The 24817-nt window shown below is 22.5% G+C and carries 15 protein-coding genes and 1 tRNA gene; 7 read left to right on the forward strand and 9 right to left on the reverse strand.

Annotated features, from left to right (window positions below; all coding sequences use genetic code 4):
* Window positions 1–10: 10 nt before the first annotated feature.
* The 4 genes from T380_RS0100830 (at window position 11) to T380_RS03795 (ending at window position 7134) form a co-directional block, all read left to right on the forward strand.
* Window positions 11–1711 carry a GIY-YIG nuclease family protein gene (locus T380_RS0100830; protein ID WP_027334071.1) on the forward strand — a complete coding sequence of 567 codons (1701 nt, stop codon included), beginning with the start codon at window positions 11–13 and terminating at the stop codon, window positions 1709–1711.
* Window positions 1712–1773: 62 nt separating this feature from the next.
* Window positions 1774–5583, forward strand: a complete 3810-nt coding sequence (locus tag T380_RS0100835) for a discoidin domain-containing protein (RefSeq protein ID WP_027334072.1) — start codon at window positions 1774–1776, stop codon at window positions 5581–5583.
* A gap of 73 nt (window positions 5584–5656) precedes the next feature.
* The gene (locus T380_RS04480; RefSeq protein WP_245594768.1) at window positions 5657–5764 is read left to right on the forward strand and encodes a type I restriction-modification system subunit M N-terminal domain-containing protein; all 108 of its coding nucleotides are present in this window, start codon (window positions 5657–5659) and stop codon (window positions 5762–5764) included.
* A gap of 188 nt (window positions 5765–5952) precedes the next feature.
* A complete protein-coding gene (locus tag T380_RS03795) occupies window positions 5953–7134 on the forward strand; it encodes an N-6 DNA methylase (protein WP_051599933.1) in 1182 nt (393 codons plus the stop codon).
* Here T380_RS03795 and T380_RS0100845 read toward each other — a convergent pair.
* Window positions 7114–7614, reverse strand: coding sequence for a restriction endonuclease subunit S (locus tag T380_RS0100845; RefSeq protein ID WP_027334073.1), 501 nt, complete (start codon window positions 7612–7614; stop codon window positions 7114–7116). The two genes, T380_RS03795 and T380_RS0100845, sit on opposite strands and share 21 nt — an antisense overlap.
* An 8-nt stretch (window positions 7615–7622) precedes the next feature.
* Between T380_RS0100845 and T380_RS04215 the strand changes: the two genes are divergently transcribed.
* Window positions 7623–8729: a restriction endonuclease subunit S gene (locus T380_RS04215; RefSeq protein ID WP_027334074.1), complete on the forward strand. Its 1107-nt coding sequence runs from the start codon at window positions 7623–7625 to the stop codon at window positions 8727–8729.
* 2 nt (window positions 8730–8731) lie between these two features.
* Here the strand turns inward: T380_RS04215 and T380_RS0100855 are convergent, their stop codons facing one another.
* Both T380_RS0100855 and T380_RS04220 read right to left on the reverse strand, forming a co-directional pair.
* Window positions 8732–9532, reverse strand: coding sequence for a tyrosine-type recombinase/integrase (locus T380_RS0100855; RefSeq protein WP_027334075.1), 801 nt, complete (start codon window positions 9530–9532; stop codon window positions 8732–8734).
* A 34-nt stretch (window positions 9533–9566) separates the two neighbouring features.
* The gene (locus tag T380_RS04220; RefSeq protein WP_051599935.1) at window positions 9567–10187 is read right to left on the reverse strand and encodes a restriction endonuclease subunit S; all 621 of its coding nucleotides are present in this window, start codon (window positions 10185–10187) and stop codon (window positions 9567–9569) included.
* Between the two features lie 615 nt (window positions 10188–10802).
* On the opposite strand from T380_RS04220, the gene T380_RS0100865 reads away from it, so the two are divergent.
* Window positions 10803–13913, forward strand: coding sequence for a type I restriction endonuclease subunit R (locus tag T380_RS0100865; RefSeq protein WP_027334076.1), 3111 nt, complete (start codon window positions 10803–10805; stop codon window positions 13911–13913).
* A 196-nt stretch (window positions 13914–14109) separates the two neighbouring features.
* Here T380_RS0100865 and T380_RS0100870 read toward each other — a convergent pair whose 3' ends face one another.
* From T380_RS0100870 to T380_RS0100895, 6 genes are all read right to left on the reverse strand, one after another.
* Complete coding sequence (locus T380_RS0100870; RefSeq protein WP_027334077.1) at window positions 14110–14754, reverse strand: hypothetical protein; 645 nt, start codon at window positions 14752–14754, stop codon at window positions 14110–14112.
* 198 nt (window positions 14755–14952) lie between these two features.
* Window positions 14953–15789, reverse strand: coding sequence for an AAA family ATPase (locus T380_RS03810; protein ID WP_051599937.1), 837 nt, complete (start codon window positions 15787–15789; stop codon window positions 14953–14955).
* Window positions 15790–15859: 70 nt separating this feature from the next.
* Window positions 15860–16777: a hypothetical protein gene (locus T380_RS04225; RefSeq protein ID WP_027334078.1), complete on the reverse strand. Its 918-nt coding sequence runs from the start codon at window positions 16775–16777 to the stop codon at window positions 15860–15862.
* Window positions 16777–17655 carry a hypothetical protein gene (locus tag T380_RS0100885; RefSeq protein WP_027334079.1) on the reverse strand — a complete coding sequence of 293 codons (879 nt, stop codon included), beginning with the start codon at window positions 17653–17655 and terminating at the stop codon, window positions 16777–16779. Before T380_RS0100885 ends, T380_RS04225 begins: the two co-directional genes overlap by 1 nt.
* 23 nt (window positions 17656–17678) lie before the next feature.
* Window positions 17679–19850: a hypothetical protein gene (locus tag T380_RS0100890; protein WP_027334080.1), complete on the reverse strand. Its 2172-nt coding sequence runs from the start codon at window positions 19848–19850 to the stop codon at window positions 17679–17681.
* Window positions 19834–23715 carry an AAA domain-containing protein gene (locus tag T380_RS0100895; RefSeq protein ID WP_027334081.1) on the reverse strand — a complete coding sequence of 1294 codons (3882 nt, stop codon included), beginning with the start codon at window positions 23713–23715 and terminating at the stop codon, window positions 19834–19836. The genes T380_RS0100890 and T380_RS0100895 overlap by 17 nt, the downstream gene beginning before the upstream one ends.
* Window positions 23716–24026: 311 nt before the next feature.
* On the opposite strand from T380_RS0100895, the gene T380_RS0100900 reads away from it, so the two are divergent.
* A tRNA-Trp gene (locus T380_RS0100900) sits at window positions 24027–24100 on the forward strand.
* The last annotated feature ends 717 nt before the right edge of the window (window positions 24101–24817 follow it).

Consider the following 24817-nt stretch of genomic DNA (forward strand, 5'->3'; position numbering starts at 1 on the left):
AATTTTTTTAATGATTACAAAAACTAATTTTAACATATCCCTATTAGACAATGTACCGGACAAACCCGGTATTTATTTATGAAAAGACAAATTTGATAATGTCATATATGTTGGAAAAGCAAATAATTTAAAAAATAGAATGTTGCAATATTTTAAAGGCACAATTAATTCTTATAAAACTTCATCAATGGTTAAAAATATTTATAATTTTGAGTTTATAGTTTGCAAAAATGAAGTCGATGCTTTATTATTGGAGAAAAATTACATAAAAAAAATTAGACCAAAATATAATATTTTACTAATGGATGATCGTTCATATCCTTATTTAAAAATTACAAAAAAGGAAAACGGTATAGGTTTTACAAAAATTTACAAGAATGAAAAAAATAATGATAACACAATAATAATAGGACCTTTTGTTCCTAGTTTTGGTGCTAAAAATTTAGCAAAAATTTTAGAGTCTATAGCATGTACTGAAAATGGTTTATTTATAAAAAGAAAAGACATTGAATTTTGAAACAAGAAATTTGAAATGATAAAAACTATTTTAAAAAATATGAAAAATTTCAAGAATGAATTAATAATTAAAGAAAACGATTACTGTTCAAAATTTATGTTTGAAGAATCCAAAAAAATTAAAAAAGTTCTGGATGCTTTAAATTACTTTGAAAATAGGCAAATATTAACAATTAATAACCAAAACGATTTTGATGCATTTGTTTTCAAAAAAATAGATAATCAATTTTATGTTCAAGGAATATTTTACAGATCTGGTTTGCAAATTGGTCAAATATTTGATTATGGTCAATCTGAATTTGGATTAGAAGATGCAATAAATCAATTTTTTATACAATTTTATAATAAACATTTACAACCAAAATATATTATTCTTGATGAAACGATTGAAAAAAATAATATATTTATTAAAAATATAAAATTTATATTTCCCAAAAAGGGCGAACTAAAGCAAATAATTGAACATCTAAATAATTCCTTAAACATTAATATTGATTCATTAAAAAATACTAAAGAACAGACCATTAATATTCTTATGGATATTGCTGATGATTTAAAATTAAATAAATTATTAAATTTTTTAATTGTTGATATTTCTCACTCTGGTCAAGAAAATAAAATAGGTGCAGTAAATTTTTATGCTAACGGAATTGAGCACAAACCTTTGCATAGATATTTTAAAATAGAAAGCAAAAATATTGATGATTTTGAGTTGATGCGTCAAACAATTAATAAGATTTTTGAATCAAATATGCTCAAAAGTATTGAAATTAATGCAATTTTTGTTGACGGAGGGAAGCCACAAATTAAAGCTACAAAGGTTGTTTTAACGAAGTATAAAATAAATATTCCAGTTATTGGATTAGTTAAAAATGATAAACATATGACTAGTCATATTATTTTTAATGATAATGAAATTTATTTATCAAAACAATCTTCTCTCGATTATTTAAGAAGAATACAAGAAAATGTTGATGCAAGAGCCAAAAGTATTTTAAATAAATCAAATCGTAAAGATCTTTTTACAAACTCATTTGATGAAATACAGGGCATAAATGAAGAAAAACAAAAATTATTACTTTCTTATTTTAAAACATTTGAAAATATAAAAAATGCATCACTTGAAGAATTAGAAAAAATTTTAAAAAAACAAGATGCAAAAAATATTTATGAATATTTTCTTTTTAGAAAATAATTTTTATATATAAGATATATAAAATCATCAGTTTAATCAATAAAATAATTTAAAATTTAATTATGAAAAAAAGATTTTTTATTAATATATTACCTTTAATAACTACACCATTATGTTTGTCTGCGACAAGTCATAATGATGTAACTAAAAATTACAAAAACGCAACAGAAATGATGGAGGTGATAAATTTTCTTGACAAAGAAATAATTTATTCCGCAAATCACAATGGTAAAATGTATAAAAATTCCCAATACAAGGGGGGTGTATTATCACTAAAAATTGATGGAGCAATTCATAGATTTGATAAGGGTATAGGTGTACATGCAGGGTGCTCATTAATTTTTGATTTAAGAAAATATAATTATGATAACTTTTCTACTTTTTATGGAATAGATACCTCACAAACATCTGCTACTGGTGCTAAAGTAGTATTCTATTCTTCCTCATCTAATGATTTAAATAATCCAAATTGAGTACTAATAGAAAATGATCCAAAGTTTTATACCAATCAAGACGAGGCAAAACTTTTTACAACAAACATTAGAGATAAAAAATTTATAAAAATTGAGGTTTTATCAAACCCAAACAAAAGAAATTCTTATAATCATTTTAATTTTATTTATCCACTTTTATATAACAACTCTTTTGGAAATTATAAAGATTTTGTTATTCCAAATTTAACTAAGTTATCAACTAAATTTGATTTTATAAAAAATACAAATTATTATTTTGATAAATTAAAAAACTTAGAAAATATAGGAGATTATTCAAAAGAAAATTCAAATGAATTATATAAATTATTATTTATACAAAATATTGGCTATGAAAACTTATTAAAATTACTAGATTTTAATGAGGCTTATTTAGAATGTGGAAAATGATTATTTAATGATAATGAAACATTAGAATTATTAATGACAGGCGGAAATTTAGAATTCAACGATAATAAAGACGGATGAAAAAAAGTTTTTGAAAATTTAGCTAATTTATATCACCAATATAAAAACGACTTAATAGATAGTTCTATTGATCCCGATTCTAACGTTAGAACTAGTCTAGTTTATAAAAAAATGTTAATTTCTCTCGCGCTAACTCACACAAGTAATAGAAATGGTTATGGATTTCCAGATTATTGAGGATCGAATAATTATTCCTCAAATAAATATATGCGTTATGAAACGTTTAAAGAACTAAGAAATGAAAATGATAAAGAGGATCAGGAATCTTATTTACAAGAATTATTAGCTATTCCAGATGAAGAGAAAAATAAAAAAGGTAATGAGTATATAAATAAAAATATAAAAAGAATCAAATTACAATTAAAAAACAATGAATATCATTGCAAAATAGATAAAATGGTTTTTGATAATTTACCAGTTGAATACATGAGATGAGTTTTGGGTGGTTTATATTCTGATACCGAAATTAAATGATTTAATTATTACGCAAGAAGAAGAAGTGGTTTTGATGGAAAATTTTCAGTTGGTGGTTATGATTATGTGCCTTACACAGATTCTGGTGCTCATCATAAATTTTTCCAAAAATACAATTTAAATAATCCTAATGATCCAATAGCTAAACAAAAATTTGCGGAAATGGATAAAAAATATAACTTAAGTAAGTTTAATATTCCTAACGATGGCAAATTTAGATTTTGAGTCGCTGTCGAAGTTGGACAAGTGTGTGGCGGTATTTCTAAACATGGTACCTCAATGTTAATAAGTACCGGACATCCTTCAACAGTAGTCGGGCAACCAGGACATGGCGCATATCTTAATTTTTCACAATCAAGTAATGGAATACCAACATGAAAAATAGATAATAAAGTGGGTAGTTGATTAGTTGCCGAAAAAGGTGAAAGAATGCCTCTAAATTGAGTGCCAAAAAATGTTTCTTATTATAATGTTAATTACATAACTTTAACATATCCTGTTTTAAAAAAAGATTTTACATCCTACACAAAGTCATTTTTTTGAAATGAATTATATAAATTGACAACTAAAAATGAATACACTAAAAGGGAAAAATTATTAAATAATGCTCTTAAAGAAAATAAATATAACTACAACGCATGAATTGAATTAATAAAACTATATAAAGAATGAACAATTAAAACTATTGAGGATAAAAAACAATTAGGATTTAAACTTTTAGATGATTTGAAAAATTATCCATTTGTTTACAATGATTTAATTAAAGAAATTTTAAAGAATGAAAATGATGCCATTTTAAAACTAGAACTAAATGCTAAATTAAAAGAGAATCTAGAATTTGATCAAAATGTTAAAAATAATGGTGATTTTATTCATGCATCAGTCACAAATGAACAAGCAAGGGGAATACTAAATGGCAATAATTTTACACTAGCTACCTTTTCATTTTCTGGTGAAAACGCTAATAAAATTGTTATTAATGAAATATATAAAAATAGTAGTAATAAATATAGATATAGTTTAAATGGTGAACAAACATTTAAAGAAACTTTTGATTCGATCATCGAATTAAACGATCAAGAAATTAAAGAGTTAAATAGGGCCGATTATATTTCTGTCGGTATCATTGGAAGCAATCACACATATCATATAAACATTCAAAGCCAAACAATTAATCAAAATGATTATCAAATAAATTTGGATGAAGGTAATCTTTCAGGTGATAAAAATAATTTACTTTGATCGCTTGATAAAATTAAATGAAATTCATTTATAGATAACGAACTAAGAGTTAATTCTAAAACAAATGTTTTCGTTAAAAAGCATGCTCATGATAATAAAAAAGAATCAAATATTTTAGAATATGAACTTAATAAAAATAAATATCATACTTCTGATATTTATTTACCATCAAATAAATATAAAGGTCAAGCTACAAATGATGAAACTAAAAAAGAAAATCTTAGTATGAAACATTTATTTGATGGTGATAATACAACTGCATGACACACTAACTATAATTCTCAAAATGAACAAAAAATTATTACTTGAATATTTGATGAAGCAATTGATATCAGTAAAATTGAATATATTCCATTCAAAATTGTTCATGTAATTTTGGAAGCTAAGGTTTATATTTGTAATGATAACTCTGATAATTGGATCGAATATGGTTTAATAAATTGAGAAAAAAATCTTAAAAATAAATATTTTTATTTTAAACAAAATACCATAATTAAAAAACTAAAAATTGAAATAATTAAAACTTCTAATCCAAATAATAGACATGCTTCCTCAAAAGGATTTAATATTTGATTAAGAAATTCAAATTATAGTTTGATATTACCTAATGAATATAAAATTAGCACTAATTCACAAGAATTAGAAAAATCAAATGATTCTATTCAAAATGCTAAAAATGAAAACAGCAGTATTTGACATACAAAATGAGATAAGTCTATTCCTAATCCTTATGTTCTATTTGCTTTAGATAAAACTAAAAAAATATCTAAATTAACATACACACCAAGGGATGATGTAAGTTCAGGAATAATTACGAGTTGTAAAATTTCTTATTCAATTGATGGTTTAAATTATATTCAATTAGATAAAACAATAAATTGAGATATTGATAGTAAAACAAAGGAAATAATTTTTGATAATCCAATTGAAGCAAAATACATAAAATTATTTGATTTTGTTACCAATGATAAACATGTTGCAGCTAAGAATTTTGGGATCTATGAACAAATTCCTAAAGTTGAAAAACAAATTCCTAAAGTTGAAACACAAAAAGAAAATGAGAATAATAATAGTATAGTTATAGAAAATAGCAATAATAAAGCAATTATATTGATATCAATTTTTGGTTCTTTAGGATTTATTGGAATTCTATTAGCAATCTTATTTATTTTAAGAAAAAGAAAAAATAACAATTAAATTTTATAGATTATGTTTATTATACTAAACATATAATTAATATAATTATTATTAAAAAATAAAAGGAGATAATGTGTCGCAAATTATAGATGAAGATGTATTGTGAAAGGCTGCTGAAAAATTAAGAGATAAATGTGATCCTGTTGATTATAAAAATATTGTCTTAGGTTTGTATTTTTAAAATATGTTAATGATAAGTATATATCTAAATATAATGAACTAGTCAAGTTTAAGGACGGTAGAGAAAAAGATGATGATTATTATATTGCAGATCATGTTTTTATAGTACCAAAAGAAGCATTATGAGATCGTGTCGCTTCTTATTCTAAACAAAATAATCTTGGACAAATAATAGATAATGCTTTTATTTTGCTTGAAAAAAATAACAATCAATTAAAAGGAATATTACCTAAAACATATTCTAAAAGCGATTTAGAAAAAGCAACTTTAGGTGAATTAGTTGACTTTTTTACAAACAATTTGAATATGCAAGATGCAGATGGAGATTTTTTTGGTCAAGTTTATGAATACTACATTGGTGAATTTGCTAAACATATTCCAACAAAAGGTGGCGAATTTTTTACACCTAAACCTCTTGTTGAATTAATGGTTAATATTTTAGAACCATATAAAGGTCGTGTGTATGATCCTTGTTGTGGTTCTGGCGGTATGTTTGTACAATGTTCCAAATTTGTTAAAGAACATCAAGGAAATGTTGATAATATATCAATTTATGGTCAGGAATCAAACCCTGGAACATGAAAAATGGCTAAAATGAATTTAGCTATTAGAGGTCTTGAAGGTAATCTAGGCGAAAGAAATGGTGATTCATTTATTGATGATTTACACAAAAATTTAAAGGCAGATTTTATTATCGCCAATCCACCTTATAATTTAAGGGGGTTTTGGAAACCTTCTCTTGAAGGTGATCCAAGATGAGTATTTGGAAAGCCGGATGAAAAAAATGCTAATTATGCGTGATTATCATTAATGTATGCAAAATTATCACAACAAGGTAGGGCGGCAATACTTATGCCAAATGGAGCAACTACCTCTAATGCGAAAGATGATTTAAAAATTAGAAAAGCAATGGTTGAATCCGGTAAAGTGGATGCTATATTAGCGTTACCTAATAAATTATTTTCTAATGTTAGTATTTCTGTACAATGCTGAATATTAAATAAAGAAAAAACAAACACAGATATTTTATTTATAAATGCTGATTCTTTGGGTAAACTTATATCTAGAAAAATTAGAATATTGGAAGAAGTAGATATTAACAAAATCGTTAAAATATATAAAGACTTTAAATCCAATAAATTAGATAACAAACCGGGATTTTGCAAAAAAGCAGATTTAGAAGAAATAAGATCCAAAGATTATTCTTTAAATCCTGGTAGATATGTTGGGGTAGATGAATCTAATAAGTTATCACCTGAAGAAATAAAAGAAGAACTTAAAAAATCTTCTGCAGAATTATTTAAATTAATGAAGGAGGGTAAGGAACTAGAAGAAAAAGTTAAAGAAATTTTAGAAGAAGAGATGAAATAACAATATAGTGTTAACTATGTGTTGTTGAATTGGTAAGTCGGGAACATTAACATTATAATTTAATATATCAATAATTTTAATATTTGGTTGTGTAGAACTCGCAATACCTATATTATAAATATAGTCTTTAAATATTTTGGTTTGAATAAAGTAGAATAAGAATTTTGGAATTAATACATTATTAGTTCGCAACCTAATGATTCCATTATTAAATACAGAGTTTAAATTTTTATCCGCGAAAAAAGAACAACCAATAGACGTTCCTGTTCTGGCTATAAAAATATCATCTTTTTTTATTAAGAATTGTTTTACTTTGTCAAATAAGGCATTTGTATATCCTCACTCAAAGATTTTTTTGTTTTGCGAGATATCACCAATTCTTAAACATCTTAAATTTGTTTTATAGTTGACAATAGACGCTTTTTTTATTGCATCTAATCCGGTTATTGCCGACAATATATACTTTTTTAATTTTTCCATATACATTTATGAAACTATCAGAAATCACATCAGTTATTACTGATTATACTTCAAATGGCAGTTTTGCAGATTTGAGAAAAAAAGCTAAATATGTAGATAAAAAAGAAGGTTATGCAAGAGTGATACGATTGACTGATGAAAACAATAAATATTCATTAGATAATGCTATTTATGTGAATGAAAAATCTTATTATTTTTTATCAAAATCTCGACTTGAAAATAATGACATTATAGTTTCCAATGTTGGTGCTGCGGGAACGGTTTTTCAATGTCCAAATTTGTGTATTCCTATGACTTTAGGTCCAAACGCTATTTTAATCAGATCTAACGAGAAAGCAATCAATAAATATTTGTATTATTTATTATATTCAGAATACGGATATAAAAAACTTACATCATTAATTGCTGGTAGTGCCGTACCAAAATTTAATAAAACAGATTTGAAAAGCATGGATGTAACAATTCACAATTTATCCGAACAACAACACATAGTTAACACTATAGGAACAGTTGATGATTTGATTGAAAATTATCAAAAACAAAATGATATTTTGAGTAAATTAGGGATAATTAAAATTAATAATTATAACAATAAATATACCTCAAAATCATTATCAAACATAGTAAAGTTTGAAAAAGGTTTTGAGGTTGGATCTTCAAGATATATTGAAATTGCCGGAATAGATTTGGTTCCTTATTTAAGAGTTGGCGATTTACTAAATCAAAACAATATTTTTATAAATGAAAATGATAGTAATAAAATGGCATCATTAGATGATATATTAGTCGCCTTTGATGGTGCCCCTGGTAGAAATAATTTTGGTTTATATGGCGCTTTCTCATCTGGTATTTATAATTTAAAATGTGATCGAAAAAATAAAGGATTAGTGTTTTTTGAAATAAACAGTGATTTTAATCAATCAGTTATTAATAATTATTCTCAAGGAACAACTATTTTACATGCTTCAAAATCAATAAATTATCTTATTTATGCTAATATTAGCGAATTAGAAAAAGAGGAACTAAATAAATATTTTTATTTTATATTACAAAATAAGAAAAAAATTATCTTATTAAATAAGATAAAAAATAATTTATTAAATAAATATTTTTAATATTATCAATCAATTATTTCATCAACAATTTCTTGTTGTTCTTCACTTGTTTTCCTAAGATAGATCCTTGTAGTTTCAATTGATTCATGTCCCATCAAATCTGCTAGCAAAGCTATATCTTTTCTTTTTTCTAAAAAATTTTTAGCAAATCTATGTCTAAAAGAATGTGGATATATAACTTTTATATTCATTTTATATTTTTTACTTAATACTTTTAATTGATGAGAAATACCTCTTGTTGTTATTTGCTTCTTGTCTTTATTTAGGAATAAATACCCTTCAGTTCTTTCGATGGAATTATAAAATTCAATTGCTTTAATTCTAAGTTTTTTCGGAATAAATATACGTCTAATTTTCCCTGATTTACAATATAAATCAATAAATCCTCTTTTTAAATGTTCATATTTAAATTGAATTAATTCTGATACACGAGCACCAGTGGCGCCCAAAAATCTAACTACATAATATCATTCATAATTTTTATCTTTTAGAAGTTTATTTTTACAAAATTCATAATCTACATCACTAATAATATTTTCGAGAAAACTTCTTTGCTGTATTTTTATAAATTTTAGCTTTAACTTTTCTTTTCCGATAAATTCAAGATATTTATTAATACCTTGAATTCTCAAATTAACAGTTTTGCCTTTATATTTATCTACTAAAATAGCTTTAAAAGCTAATAAATTTTGTTTATTAATTTCATCGAAATCTTTTTTATAAATGTCTAGTGCCGTTTGATAAGAATTAATTGTGTTTTTTGATAAATTCTGATGAAATAAATATGTTTTAAAATTTTTCATTTGATACCTCCAAATAAAAGAGGTATCACATTTCTTAAAAATATTTATTTAATAATGTTTGTTTTATTAAATGTAATTTTTTATTTTTATCTTTTATCATTAATTCATAAATTAATAATTTGCTCATAAATAATTCATATTTTTCAAATTCGTTTTCAGATAATAGCGGAATTTTTATTCCTTTAAAACATGATATATTTAATGATGACCTTGTTGATGCTCGAGAAGATAAAAACAATAATTTTTCTATATTTTCTTGTATCAAGAAATCTCGTATATATTCTTTTTTGAATTTATCTTTAACACAAATTTTAGAAAGAGCAACATTATATGCTCCAAATAATCCGTATCTAATTTTTCCTGCCTCACCATATTTATCAATCATAATATCATCTTTTTGACATATGCTATTTCTTTTTGAAACGGGAATGTATGTTATGTGATTATTATTATCATAATCTCTATTTTGAATAAAACGAATATAGCCATGTTTATGCTCATGAACATGAAACTTTTTAGGAGGTTGTCAACTATTTTGTAAATCAATATGATTTAATAAATCATCAATTTTTATAAAACTATTAGAATAATTTTTAAAAAATATTTTTCTAAATTCTTTTATTTTATCAATAATTTTGATATTTTTTTCAATCAAATCATCAACTGTTCCTATAGTGTTAACTATCTAAAAGTTAATAGATTACTAAATGTTAATTTTTAATTCTATTAAACACAATTAATCTAGTTAATAAAATTTAAATATTAATACTCAAATTAATATTTTAAAACAAACAACATATATAATGTATCTAATCAAAAATAAGAATATGAATTTATTTAATTTCTATTAGGGATTTTCACTAAAATTTTAATTTACTTATAATTGGACATATTTATAAAATTTAAAAAATTAGGGCCGCAAAACGACTCGAAATTTTTATAGATATACGAAAAATATTTTAAATAATTAATTTAAATTATTGGATTTATTAAATCATGAGAAAAATACCTTTAATTTATTACTAATTTAGTAAATTTATTTTATTTTAATAAAAATCATTAAACATTGTTTATAAATATCTTTTATATATAAGATATAATTTAATTATATTTAATAATAAAAATAAAGAAATAGAATTTAAAATAAATAAAAATTGCTATATTTATCATTACGCTATATTGCAAACTAAGAAAAATTTAATATTTAAATAATTTGGATAAATCACTAACTTCAAGTTATATTATTAAACATAAATAAAATGAGGATAATATGATCATTAATGAAAAAAATATTGAAGAAACAATAATTTCATTATTACAAAACAAAAATTATAAATTAATTAATAAAGATGATGAATGATTTTTAAATAGAAAACTCGATGAATTTATTAATGTAAATAAATTAAAAGGATCATTAATTAAAATCAATAATATAAAAAACGACAATATAATACAAGATGTTATAAACAAAATTACAAGAATTAATTCTCTTTCTTTATTTGAACGTAATTATAAATTTCATAAAATGTTAGTTGATGGTATAACTATCGATTCTAAAGAATTTAAAATAAACCCTTTAATAAAAATCATTGATTTTGATAATGTAAACAACAATACTTTTGAAATTGTTCATCAAATAGAATTTAATGAAGGCAAAAGAAAAAGAATTCCAGATGTAGTTATTTATATTAATGGCATACCACTTATTGTTATGGAATTAAAAACTATTAATGAAGATAACAAAAACGCTACATTAGAATCAGCATATGAGCAATTAGGCAGCGATTCTGAAAATGATGGTTATAGATATGATATTCCTACATTATTTAACTATAATACTTTTCTAGTTATATCAAATGGTGTTTGTAGTAAGGTTGGCACAATAACATCAAAATTTAATAGATTTAATGAATGAAAAAGTGTTAACGGGGAAAAAGGATATGATGATGATTATGTCGATAAAATTAATGTTTTAATTAATGGTTTATTTGAAAAATCTAGATTACTTGATGTTATTAAAAATAACATATTTTTTATCAATGATAAAAATCAAAAACTAAATAAAATAATGGCCCAATATCATCAATATTTTGGAGTCAAAAAGGCATTAAATTCAATTATTAAAATTAAAAAACCTGATGGCAATGGTAAGGCGGGAATAATTTGACATACCCAAGGAAGTGGTAAATCATTTTCGATGATTATGCTAGCCCATAGACTTTTACAAGACAAATCATTAAACGTCCCAACTATTGTTGTTTTAACTGATAGGGTTGATTTAGACAATCAATTATACAAAACTTTTTTTAGTGCAAAGGAATATTTAAAATGCGAACCTGTCTTTGCAACATCTCGTATTGATTTAGTTAAAAAAATAAATAACAAAAAGCAAGGTGGCATAATTATTACAACAATTGGTAAATTTGATAAAAAAAATCTACCTAAAAATGAAAGAAATAATATAGTCGTAATAACAGATGAGGCACATCGTAGTCATTACGGGATTTATGAAACTACTCATTATGAATTTAATAAAGAAACAAATGAAATGGAAGCTATTTTTAAATATGGAATAGAAAAATATATAAGAGACGCACTCCCTAACGCAACATTTATTGGATTTACAGGAACCCCAGTATCAACAAAAGAACGCCAAACAACTGAAGTATTTGGGGATATTATAGATATATATGATATGACCCAATCAATTATTGATGGTTCAACAGTTACATTATGTTATGAATCAAGACTTGCTAAAGCACGTGTTGATGAAGAAAAATTAAAACAAATCGATAAATATTATAATGCTTTGGAATTTTTAGAAAAAGCTGATAAAAATTCTATCGACAGATCTAAAGCAGAGATGTCAAAACTTAAAATTATATTAGAAGATGATGATCTAATTAATTTATTTGCTATTGACATTTTAAATCATTATGAACAAAGAAAAGGATTTTTAAATGGTAAAGCAATGATTGTGTGCCAAACACGAATTATGGCTTTAAAACTATTTAATGAAATTATTAGACTTAATCCACAATATAAGGATACAACAATCTTAGTTGTTACTGAATCAAACAAAGATACCGAAAAACAAAGAAAGATATTTGGTGACTCAAATTATAGACATGAACTAGGTGAAGAGTTTAAAAAAGATAATTCAAAATACAAAATCGCAATAGTTTGCGATATGTGACTTACTGGTTTTGATGTACCGGATCTAGATGTTATGTATTTCATCAAAAAACTTAAATCACATAATTTAATGCAAGCAATAGCTCGTGTTAATAGAGTTTACCCTGGGAAAAAATATGGATTAATTGTTGATTATTTCGGATTTTATGAAGAACTAAATTCTGCTTTAATGACTTATACATATAGAGATAAAGAAAACAACATACAAAATATAAAAAATCAAATTTATAAAATTTTAAAAGATAAACTTAATGTTTTAAATTCTTGATTTGAAAAAATAGACAGATCTACTTTTTTCGACAATGATAGTTCAAAAAGATTTAAAGCAATTCAAGAAGGTGCGCACTTTATTTTGCAAGATAAGAAAAATAGAGAAAATCCTTTTATAAACGATTTATCATTAGCTATTAAGCAATCTTTTTTTGTTACAAATTCAATCTTAAAACCTGAAGAAAAAAATGATGTAATGTATTATTTAGCAATAAGAAGTTTTATATTAAAACTTAGAAATGAAAATAGCATTATATCAACAAAAGATATGAATGAATATGTCGAAAAAATATTAATAGATGCGATTAAGGGTGATGAAGTTAAAGTTTTAAATGAAGAAAAAAATATTGATTCCAATATAATAGATTTATTAAGTAAAGAAAATATTGAAAAACTTAGAAACAAACTTCTACCAAATGTATTCATTGAAATTATGAAGAAATTACTTGAAAAATCTATTGTCGAATCTAGAAAAAATAATTATTTATTATCACAAGAGTATTCGAAAAAACTTATAAAAATCCTTGAACAATACAATAATCGCAATATAGATTTTTTACCAGAAATAACGATTTCTGGCTTAGTTAAATTTGCAAGTGATATATTATCTGATGAAAAAGAAGCTAATAAAATTGGTTTAAATGGAAGGGAACGAGCATTTTATGATGCCCTTATAAAAAATAGCGAAGTTCAAGAGCTATTAAATGATGAAACATTAAAACTAATAGCTATTGAATTAAAAGATGTAGTTGATGAGTATGCAAAAACAACAACCGATTGAACTCTAAAAAGAAACACTAGGGCAAAAATGAGAGTTAAAATAAAAGAATGTTTAAGAAAATATAATTATCCTCCTGAATATCAAGATGTTGCAATTAATTACGTTTTTGTTCAAGCAAAACATATAATAGATTAATTCTGTTTTTAAATTTTTTCTTATTATTTTTTTTTATATTTTCAATATGAAAAGATTTAAGCATTTCAATATTTTCTTGATAACATCAAATCTAGGATTAATTTCATCAAGAATATCAATCTTTTTTATTTGAATTTTGAATAGATATCGATGACATTAACATTTAAATTGCATTAAAAACAATGTTAATTAATATTTATTTTTTAATTAAGTTATTTATTTCATTAATCAAAATATTTATTGATTCTTCTATTTCGAAATCATTGTTAATGAATAAAACTTTTTTTGCATATTTATTAAAGTGTTTTATTCATTTCTCTTTGTCATATTGTTCATAAAATTTCTGATACATATCCATAAATTTATTTTCTAATTTTCTTCTTTCTTCTTTTTTTGCCGATTCAATTCGTCTATTTTTAATTTTTTCAAAATTACTTGCTGTTATTATTATTAATAAATCTAATTTATTATTTTCTAAAAAAGCTAACATGTCTTTTTCTAATTTATCACATAATTTTATTTCTTCATCATTATATAAATTATTTAATTTGTGTACATATGTATAAATAAAAGTATCAACCATATGCCTATCGAAAATAATGTTTTGATTACAACTAAAAGAATTGCAAATATCTTCTTTTTGTGTTCTAAAAAAATTTACTTCTGACTCAAAAGGTCTTAATTGACCATTTAGCATTTTAATATATCAGTTTTCTGAATCATAATTTCTTTCTTCAATTAATTTAAAGTTATTTTTCTTTATAAAATCTAAAAATTTACTTGAATGCATAATAGTCGTTTTTCCAGAACATCCAGGGACCGTTATAGCTATTTTTAACATTTTATTTCCAATCTGTTTTTTGTATATTTATATATTAAAAATTAACTTTTTGATAACTATACTTGCTATTAAAAACTTAATTTAAGCAAACAATAATAAAATATTTTTTATTTCATTGTTTTAAGAACAAATATTCATTTTATTCAAGAGAAAAAAATATATCTTTTTTCTCATTTTTGATTGAATATTTAATATTAATTATTTGATCTTTTTTATAAAGAATTTGAGAAATTTGTTCGTTATTTCAAATAAAAACTCAGATAGCGGATCTATAAATAATGTTTCAAGTTCTAAAATCAATCCTCTACCACCTAATGATGGATTAAATGAATCTATTATTTTTTCAAATAATTTAAGATTGGTTTGTTCGGATGCTTGTATATTTAATTTCTTTTTATCGCGTAATGTATTTAATATTTTTGATATTTTATTTTGCAAAATATTAATACAAATTTCCGAGTCATCCTTTGAAATAGGGTTAAATGGAATTATATTTTTTATGCCAATTCTATTAAGTATTTCAGGACGACCTAATTTTTTATTAAAAAATTCTATTACAGCTTTTTTATAATGTTTTCTTATTTCTGATTTTGAACTATCTTGAATCATATTCTCAGCTCCTATATTTGAAGTAAAAACAATAAATGTTTCAGAAAAATCAACTAATTCTCCTTTTGATGATGTTAATCTTCCATCTTCTAAAATTTGTAAAAATTTATCTAAAATTTTAGGATTTGCTTTTTCAATTTCATCAAACAATAATATTGAAAATGGTTTTTCTAAAACAGCATTAGTTAATTGACCACCGGCTTCATACCCAACACAACCATGAGCCGAACCTATCAACTTTTGGTCAGATTCTTCATGATTATATTCTGACATATCAAATCTAATTATCTTTTTTTCATCTCCGAAAATAAATTCACTTAAAGTTTTAACAATTTCTGTTTTTCCAACACCAGTTGGACCCGCTAAAAATAAAACACCACGAGGTTTGCTATTTTGATATTCTGTGGATTGTGTAATGCCTTGCAAACCAGCAAATGCTCTAATTAAATTTTTCTTAATTATTGCAATTGCCTCATCTTGTCCTTGAACCCTTTTTTTAAAGTTTTTTTTCTAAACTATTTAATTTTTCAAAGCCAATCTTTTCTCATTCTGATTCTTGTTTATTAAAATTAATTAATCTAAAAAGTTGTTTAAAATCTTTAATGCTTCCATCTCTTATATTACTTAAAACTTTTATATATTGCAATATTTCTCTATAAGATAATCCATCAGTAATTGAAACAGCAGAATCAAAAAACTCACTATTTTCAGTAAAGTTATTTATGTTTTTTTGAATTATTGTGAGATATTTTGAAAATAGAAATTCGCGTTCTTTTTTATCTGGGTATGGGATATTTATAAATTGTACTTCTGCATTATTTTTTAATGGCAATGATGAAAAAATTTCTTTATTTTTAACAATAAAAACTAATTTAAATTTTGATTCTAAAAAATAAGTTGCCCTTTGATTATAATGATTAGTAAACATACCTATTAATCTAGCAATTTGATTAAATGTTGTTTCTTGATTTTTTTCACTCAAAATAAAATCAGAAAAATCTAATATATAAGCATCTTTAGATGTTCTTAATAAACTGGGGTTATCTAAAAAAGCACGATATTTTTCTTCGATTTTATCAACAAATTCATTTAATGAAATATTTTGCAAGATGTTGTTGAATTCATCGGTTTTATCTTCTGAATTTTCATCAGAAAATAAAAAAGTTCCTTTTTTAATTTCTGGATTTGAACAAAACGGTGAAAAATAACTTATGTTAGTGTAATTTTCATTATCAAGAAATAAAGATAAATACTCAGAAATATTTAAAATTTTGCCTAGTTCATCATAGCTTTTTAACTTTATGTCAAGTAAATTTGGATAAATAAAATCTTGAGTATTGCCAGTTAATACTAAAATATTTTTAGCATTGATTTTAACTTTTAATTGATCATATATAGTTTGCTTAAAAGACATTATTTTATCTCCTTTTTATGAATTTTGCTAATGCTCTTATAAAGTGGTTTAGCATTTGCAAATTGTCTTATTATATTTTTAGATATGATACTAATGTTATTATTTTTTAAATACTGTCATAATTTTTCACTTGTTTGTTCGCAACAATGATCTTTGTAATCTCCTATTTTATAATCCATGTGTAAATCTTCAGTAATTTTTAAATCAAATGTTTCATTTAAATTATTTTTAAAATGATAAATAAATTCTAATTCATTGTTTTCATTCAAACGTTTTTCGTATTTATTGTTTGGGTCAAGATAATAATTACGAATTTTTTTAAGACCATTTAATAAAATCACTTCTAAATGAAGCATTTTTTTGTATGCATATTGTTTCGCATTTAAAAAAGTATTAAAATCAACTAATTCTACATGAGATATTAGCGAATTATTTAATTTCTTCAATGAAAATTTTATTTTTGATTCTCCTTGAAAAATTTCATCAATTAATTTTTCATGTTTTTTTCTATTTTGTTCAATTATTTCTTTATTTGCATTTTCATTAATTATTTTATCAACAGTTTTTGAAATAGATTCATCAGTTATAATTTCATTATTTTCTTTTAATAATTTAATTGCCTCTATAGATACCAATCCATATTGAGAAATTCAACTATCTAAATCAATTTTTTTTGTTTCAAAATCAAAAGCATCAAAAATTTCTGCATTATTTATGCTAGAAACAAAATTGCTTAATTTTTTGATAATACTGTCTTTATATTTTTCTCTTTCATAATTTTGATTAACATTTTCACTCAAAAAGAAACCTTGATCTTTCAAACTTTTTATTTCGAGAATTTGATCAATTTTTTTATTAATAAATTTTGCAAGACCCAAATTATTTGTAGTATTTATATTTTTTATTTTTTAATATAGTCTTCACAAATATTTTCGATTTCATTTTTGTTTTCCAAACTTAACTGAATTCTTACTGAATGGCTCATTTTATTATCTTTTTTATTTATAATTGTTTTAATTTTTTCATCATATTCAAGTGTTTCATTGAATTTTTCCCATAATTTATTTAAGTCTTTTGATTCTAAATTATTTGTTTTATTATTTAAATGCTGTATTAAATTTCTAAATTCTCGAAAGTTATGCAATATGGTCTTTTCATTTTTAGAAATTTGCAGATTGTTTATTTTTGTATATAAATCACGATCATCTTGTTTTTTATCTTTAATATGTGGATGTTTTTCATATCAATCTTCTATTGACCTAGAAATTTTGGTTGACCTAAATATAATTTCTTTTATTAAATTTTCTTCAGTAATAAAACAAAAACTATCAAAATTTTTCTTTAAATCGTTAAATTCTTGTATTTTAAATCATAATAAATCGTCATAAAATTTTTTATATTCTTTATTAAATTTTTGATATTCTAAATTTAAATCATTATATTTTTTTGATTCATTTTCTAAATTAGAATTAGTATTAATTTTCTTTATTTTGTTGTTTAAATTGTTAATTTGATCTTTAATGTCAATAAATTTTTCTCAAAAATCAGTTTTAGAAAAATATTTCTCTGTTTGTTCATTGATTTTAAAATCAAACATCTTTGTAATTTTTTTAAAACTACTATTTCCTAATAGTTCAATATAATGTAAATTATTTAAAACAATTTTAATAATTTCTTTGTTTCGAACTTCTTTTTCCAATAATTTATAATTTATTGTTTTTAATTCATCGCTATTCAATTCAGAAAATTTAAATAATTCGAAATATCGTTTAGAATCAATTGAATTGATTATTTCATTTTCAGGAAATATTTTGTATGAACGCAACAAGGAAATTAATTTTAAGTATTCTAAATAATCTTTTGATTCATTAATGTTTTGAATCAATTTTGAGTTAACATATTTTAATATTTTAAAATTATTTATTTTTTTTAAAATCTTATATTTTTCACCAACTTTATCTAATGAAACTTTTTTAACATTATTTATAATATCTTCATAAATAAGATTAAAATATTGTTCTTCATCTTTTTCATTCAATTTTTCTAAAATAATAATTTCAAATTTTTCATCTCTTTCATAATTATTTATGGAAATTTGTTTAACTGTTTTTTTACATAAATGAAATAATGTATTGTTTAGCAATGTTAATTTTTGTAATCCAAATTCATCTAATAACTCTTTTTTATTTATTAGATCATCATACATTTCTATTAATTCTAAAGGATTGATATCGCCATATACTTTGGAATTAGAAATCGGTAATTTATTAATAAATTCTTCATATTTTTTATTAAAAATATTTGATTTCATAAATGAAATTAAATATTTATATTTTTCATCTTGTTCTATTTTATTAAAAATTTTTAAAGTATTTTCATCAGTGGCTAATATTGCCAATTGTTCTTTTGAATCATGCATTTCAATACTATAATTAATTTCATAATTAATAAACTTTAATTCAGCATTTAAAAATTCAACTTCTTTAATAACAACATTTTTATCTTTATTATTTTCTTCTTGAATTTCTTCTAAATATCTATTTTTTATCATAGAAATAATGTCTTGGCTCATCTCTTTATCGGAATTTCAAAATACGTTTTTTTCAATTGATTCTATTTCTATTTCTTTAGCATCGATATTTTTTTCAATCAACAAACCATTAACAAAAGGTTTATAAATATTTATTGTATGTTGCGTTGTTTTTTCTTCGAAAGCTATGGGGTTAGCATTATCAAATTGTTTTTTGATATATTTGTGCAATGTAATTTCACCAATCATTAAGTTAAATTGATTATCCTTTGCGTCTTTTTTAACAAAATCTTGATTATTAATTTCAATATACTTCATTTCGTGAAGTCTTATTATTCTTTTATATAAAAAATCTAAAAACAATTTTTTCAAGTTAAGTTTTTCATTTAATAATTTTATAAAATCTTTATCGGGATCATCTAAATTTTTATATAAGACAAATAAAATATAAAAATCTAATTCTTCAATTGGTATTGGTTTAGTTTTATAGTATTTTAAATATATTTTTTTATAAGGAATTGGTAATTTATCAGTTTTTCTCATAAATTTCTTCTCCTTCAATTTCTTTTGAACCTATTAATCCTTGTTTTATCATATTAATATATTTGATTAATAGTTCTTTTCCACGAAATTTCTCTTTTTCTTCCAAATAATATTCAAATGCACCAACCAAAAATAAAATATTTTTTGTTCTAGATGCGGCAACATTAATTCTTTCTTCTTCAATTAAAAAATCTAAATTTCTCGCGCTCTTTTTTTGTATATTAATATTTTTATTTTGTAATTTGTATTTAGCTCGCACAAAATCAACAATAATTATTTCTTTTTCCCTTCCTTGAAAGTTATCTATAGTATCGACTTTAATTTTTAAATCCTTAAATCTTTTATTAGATAAAACAAGATGTCTTGTAATAGATTTTTGCTTAGATGTTAATCAAATAATTCCGATTTTACCAATTAATTTTTTAGCATCATTTTCTTCTAATAAATTTTCAATAATTTTTGTAGTAATTATTGCATTGTATTGGTTAAGTAAGCCTCTATTAAGTTTGTCATTTTTATATTCATCAAATTTTGGAACATTTGTTACTAATTCAGTTTGATCAAATGCATCTGTTTCACTATATTTAATTTCTTCATTGATTATTCTTTTATATGAATCGGGAATTTTTGAAGTATCAATTAAATATATTTTTTCGTCATTCTTTAAAAATGATATTTTTTCAAATTCTTTTTGCTCTCTACCTACTTCTAATTTTTCAACCGAATCATAAAAATTATTAACAAGATCATTTATTGACTTATTAAATCTATATTGTATTTTTAAAAAGGAATAAATTTTTTCTCCGTATGATGAGTGTCTTGTTTGTATTTGTTTTATTTTGTTTTTAAATATTGGATTGCTAAATAGTCCATCAACAATATCAGAAAATTGCTTCTCATTTTCTTCATCTGAATTGCTTTCTTCCATTTGAAACATTGTTAGCAAACCTCGAATGTCTATTTGGTTGTGATATAGTTCTTTCAAAACTTCTTTATCTTTTTCAAAATCAGATATTGGCTGCAATTGTTTGTAATCTCCACACATAATAAATTTATGAGAAATAATCATTCTAGAAATAATCTCTGGAGTGCATGTTTTAGAAACTTGATCCATTATGGTAATGTCAATAGGATATTCAAATCAAATATCGCGTTCTTCTTCTCCTATTGTGATTTTTGTGTTAGCTGTAGTTGTGAAACCTAATAAATTTATTAAACTTCTACTATTAACATAATCTATAAATTCATTTTTACATTCATTTTGATATTCATTATTTAAATTTTCTTGTTGATTTTTAAAGTAATTTTTTGCTAATTCATCTATTTCGTTTTTTGATTTTTGTTTAGTTTTTTGTAACAAATAATCGTATAAATCATTTTCTGAAAGAAAAATAATTTTTTCTTTTTCTAAAATATTTATTATTAAATCTTGATATTTTTCTTTTTCTTCTTTATTTAACAAAATATCTCAATTATTTAATAATTCTTTTTTGTTAGTTGGTCTTTCCAAAATTCAATAATTTTTCTGTATATTAACGCCCGAAATTTTATAATTTATATCTATATCTTCGTCTTCATATTCACTTATTTTAGATATATATCTTTCTGCATTATATATAGTATCTTCAATAGTTTGTTGACTATCAATATATTTATTTATGATGTCTTCATTATAAATTTTTGATCATTCATGAAAATAAATTTCATCTTTTTGAATATGTATATTATTTTCGAGATATTTCATTATATTTTGAAATGTTGCTTTATCAACAAGTTCTTTACCTTTTTCATTAGTTAAATTGAATAAATTATTTTTTATTTTTTCTGTGAAATTTGTATAAAGATTGTCAAGGCTATATTTATTATTGTCATCATTTTTTGATTTTTTATAAATTATTATATTGGGATTATTTTTATTTGTTTCATCATAACGTTCTAAACAATTAATTATTGCCTCATGAGTAGATGAAGTAATTAACACATTATTGTTGTTTTTTATATAGTAATCTACAACAGCACAAATTGTTTGAGTTTTACCTGTACCAGGCGGGCCTTGCAAATAGTATGTATCATCTGTAGAAATAATTCCTTTAACTGCATTAATTTGTTCCTGGTTCAGTTTTCATTTATTTTCTATACTAATATCAATTTCTTTTTTATTTTTAATTGAACCCGGATGAATAAGTGATTTTATCATATAAGGATTTCTTACATATCCCTTTTTAGCATTCAATATTGCATAGAAATAACGTTTCATTTTAAGATATAAACCATGATTATATAATGAACAATATAAAAAGTCTTTTTCATAATGGCTAGATCATGATGATAAATTTTCCAATTTTAATTCTTTGGGTGTATTATTGTTTTCTTTTCTTAAATCTTCTTTTAATTCAATAGAATAAAAATAATATTTTTCTTTTTTATAAAAATCTCATCATTCTTTTTGTTTTTTACTTAATTTTTCTATTGTATTAATTTGGTCTTCTTCTTTTTCTATATCAGCTTCTATTTCTTGTTTTTTTCTATTTGCCTCTTCTATTATTTCATTATTTTGATTTAATTTATGATTTAATTGATCTTTAATTTTTTGGCATTCGTCTTGAATATTATTAATTTTTATTTGTAAATCTTTATTGTCTTTTTTAATATTTTCTATTTCTATTAATTTTTTTCTTTTATTCTTTTTTACATCTTTTGCATTTAATGGTGCTTTGAATTCATTTAATTCTTCAATTTTGCTTTTATTTATAGAAATTTTTTCTTTTAGTGAGCGTAAATAAAGATCTTTTTTTTCTAATTCTAAATCTGCTTTTTGGCTAAGTTTTTCATTTTCTTTTTCTTGAATCTCAATTTTCTTAGTTAATTCTAAGTTTTTGTTTGTTAATTCATTTTTTTTATTTTTATGATTATTAATTTTTTCTTGTCACAAATGTAAAGTATTTTTAATATTAAATTCTTCATTTATGATAATAAATATTTTTCTAGAATCATCTTCATCCCAATCAGGACCATAAATGTTTGGGTTAATTTTTTCTTTGATTTCAAGTTCGTTTTTGGAAATTAAAACTAGGTTATATCATTCAGGTAATTTCAATTCATAATTGGGTTCATCTAATAAATTTGGACCGCTTTTAATTTCTTTTTTTTCATCAAATATATTTATATCTAGATTGAAAATTTTTTTACTAATTTCTTTCTCTGATCTATCATTGTCATGTAAAAATAAATATAAAAAATTTAAGTATTTATCAAATTGAATATTTTCATCATTTAAATCTTTATTTTGCAATATGGGTCTTAATTTATCTAAAATTCTTAAAATTGAATCATTTTTTTCGGTTTGTTTAATAAATTTTATTTCTTTGAATAAATTATTAGAAATTGAGTCAAATGGTTCTAAATCAAAAAATTCAATTCGTGATAATTGAAATCAAAATCCTCTTTTATCTTTTCGATCATATTTAAATGTGAAAAAAAGTGTTACAGTATTATGGTCTGTATCATCAATTTTTTTATTATCTTTATATTTTCCGCTAATAGATATATTTAAAATATCAAACTTACCCGATTCTTTCTTTTTTTCGAAATATTGACCAACTGTATTACTTGACAAGGATTGATTGCATATAATTTTAAATAAATCTAAATTTTTAAATGTGTACAATGTTTTTTCTAACAGTTCTTTACAATCATCTTTTTTGTTATTATATGCTCTTTGTAAAATTGGTTCTATTATTGATTTCAGTGATATATTTTTTTTATAATCATTACTGGTAGTTTTTAAATCGGGAATAGAACATTGTTGATTTAAGTCAACTTCTTCATCATTATTTAAACAATTTATTATAAGTATTTCATTCATATTTTTGCCTATAAAGATTAATTATCTTTAATATAACATATATATATATATATATATAAATATAGTAATTATATGTATAAAAATGTTTCACAATCAAAATAATTAAAAATAAATTCTTATTATTTTAATTCACTTATATAATAGAAAAAATATCATTTATAGCATAGTTATTGAAGATGAATCATTTTTAATAATAAAATTAATTTTTTGTATTTGTTTTTAACAATATTCATTTTAATAAAAACAATATTTAAAAATTTATACAATAGCTAAATTTGCATCAATTAATATATAATGGTAATACAATAATTGGGGGTTTAGTATAATGGTAGTGCTACAGATTCCAAACCTGTTTGCGTGGGTTCGATTCCTACAACCCCCGCCATATGTAAATAAAAGGATTGATAAAAAATCAATCCTTTTTTCATTTTTAAAATAATAAAAGTAATTTATTATTTAATTTTTTATTATTGAAAAAATAATTTTGATATTTTAAAATGATTAAACTTGTGTAATTTCTTTATTTTTATTTTGAATTTTTATTATCTTTCACTACTCTCCATATCCTAACCAAATAATAATCACATTAAAATTGGAATGAGTTTAAAAGCCAACCAGACAATACCACAACAACCAAGAATAGCTGTAAGCGCATATGCAATTGTATAAAATTTTTCCTTAAAATCCATATCACATCATTCTTCTCACCAACTTTTGTTATCATGATCCATATATATATCCTTTTCTATGTCATTCACTAATAAAAATATTTTTTATGTTAATGTAACCATAGTATATATTATTTTTTTATTGAAATGAGGATTATTTTTTAGTGAATTATAAGTATTAGTTTGATTATTTAATTGTGTTTTTTAAAATAATAATTCTACTAAAAAATAGGATAAATCTTATTTTTTTCATATTTTTTTATTTTTTTACTAGAAATCACGATTTTTTTGACATTTTATTAATGAGGTAATAGAAATTATGAAAAAAATTGAAAAAATAACATTGATAAAAACTGAAAAAGCCACCAAAAAAGAAATTAATCAAGTTTTTAATAAATTTGAGAATATCAAATGTGATAGAATGATAAATGAAG

This window comes from Mycoplasma elephantis ATCC 51980 (genome assembly GCF_000687815.1).
GTDB lineage: Bacteria > Bacillota_I > Bacilli_A > Mycoplasmatales > Metamycoplasmataceae > Mycoplasma_H > Mycoplasma_H elephantis.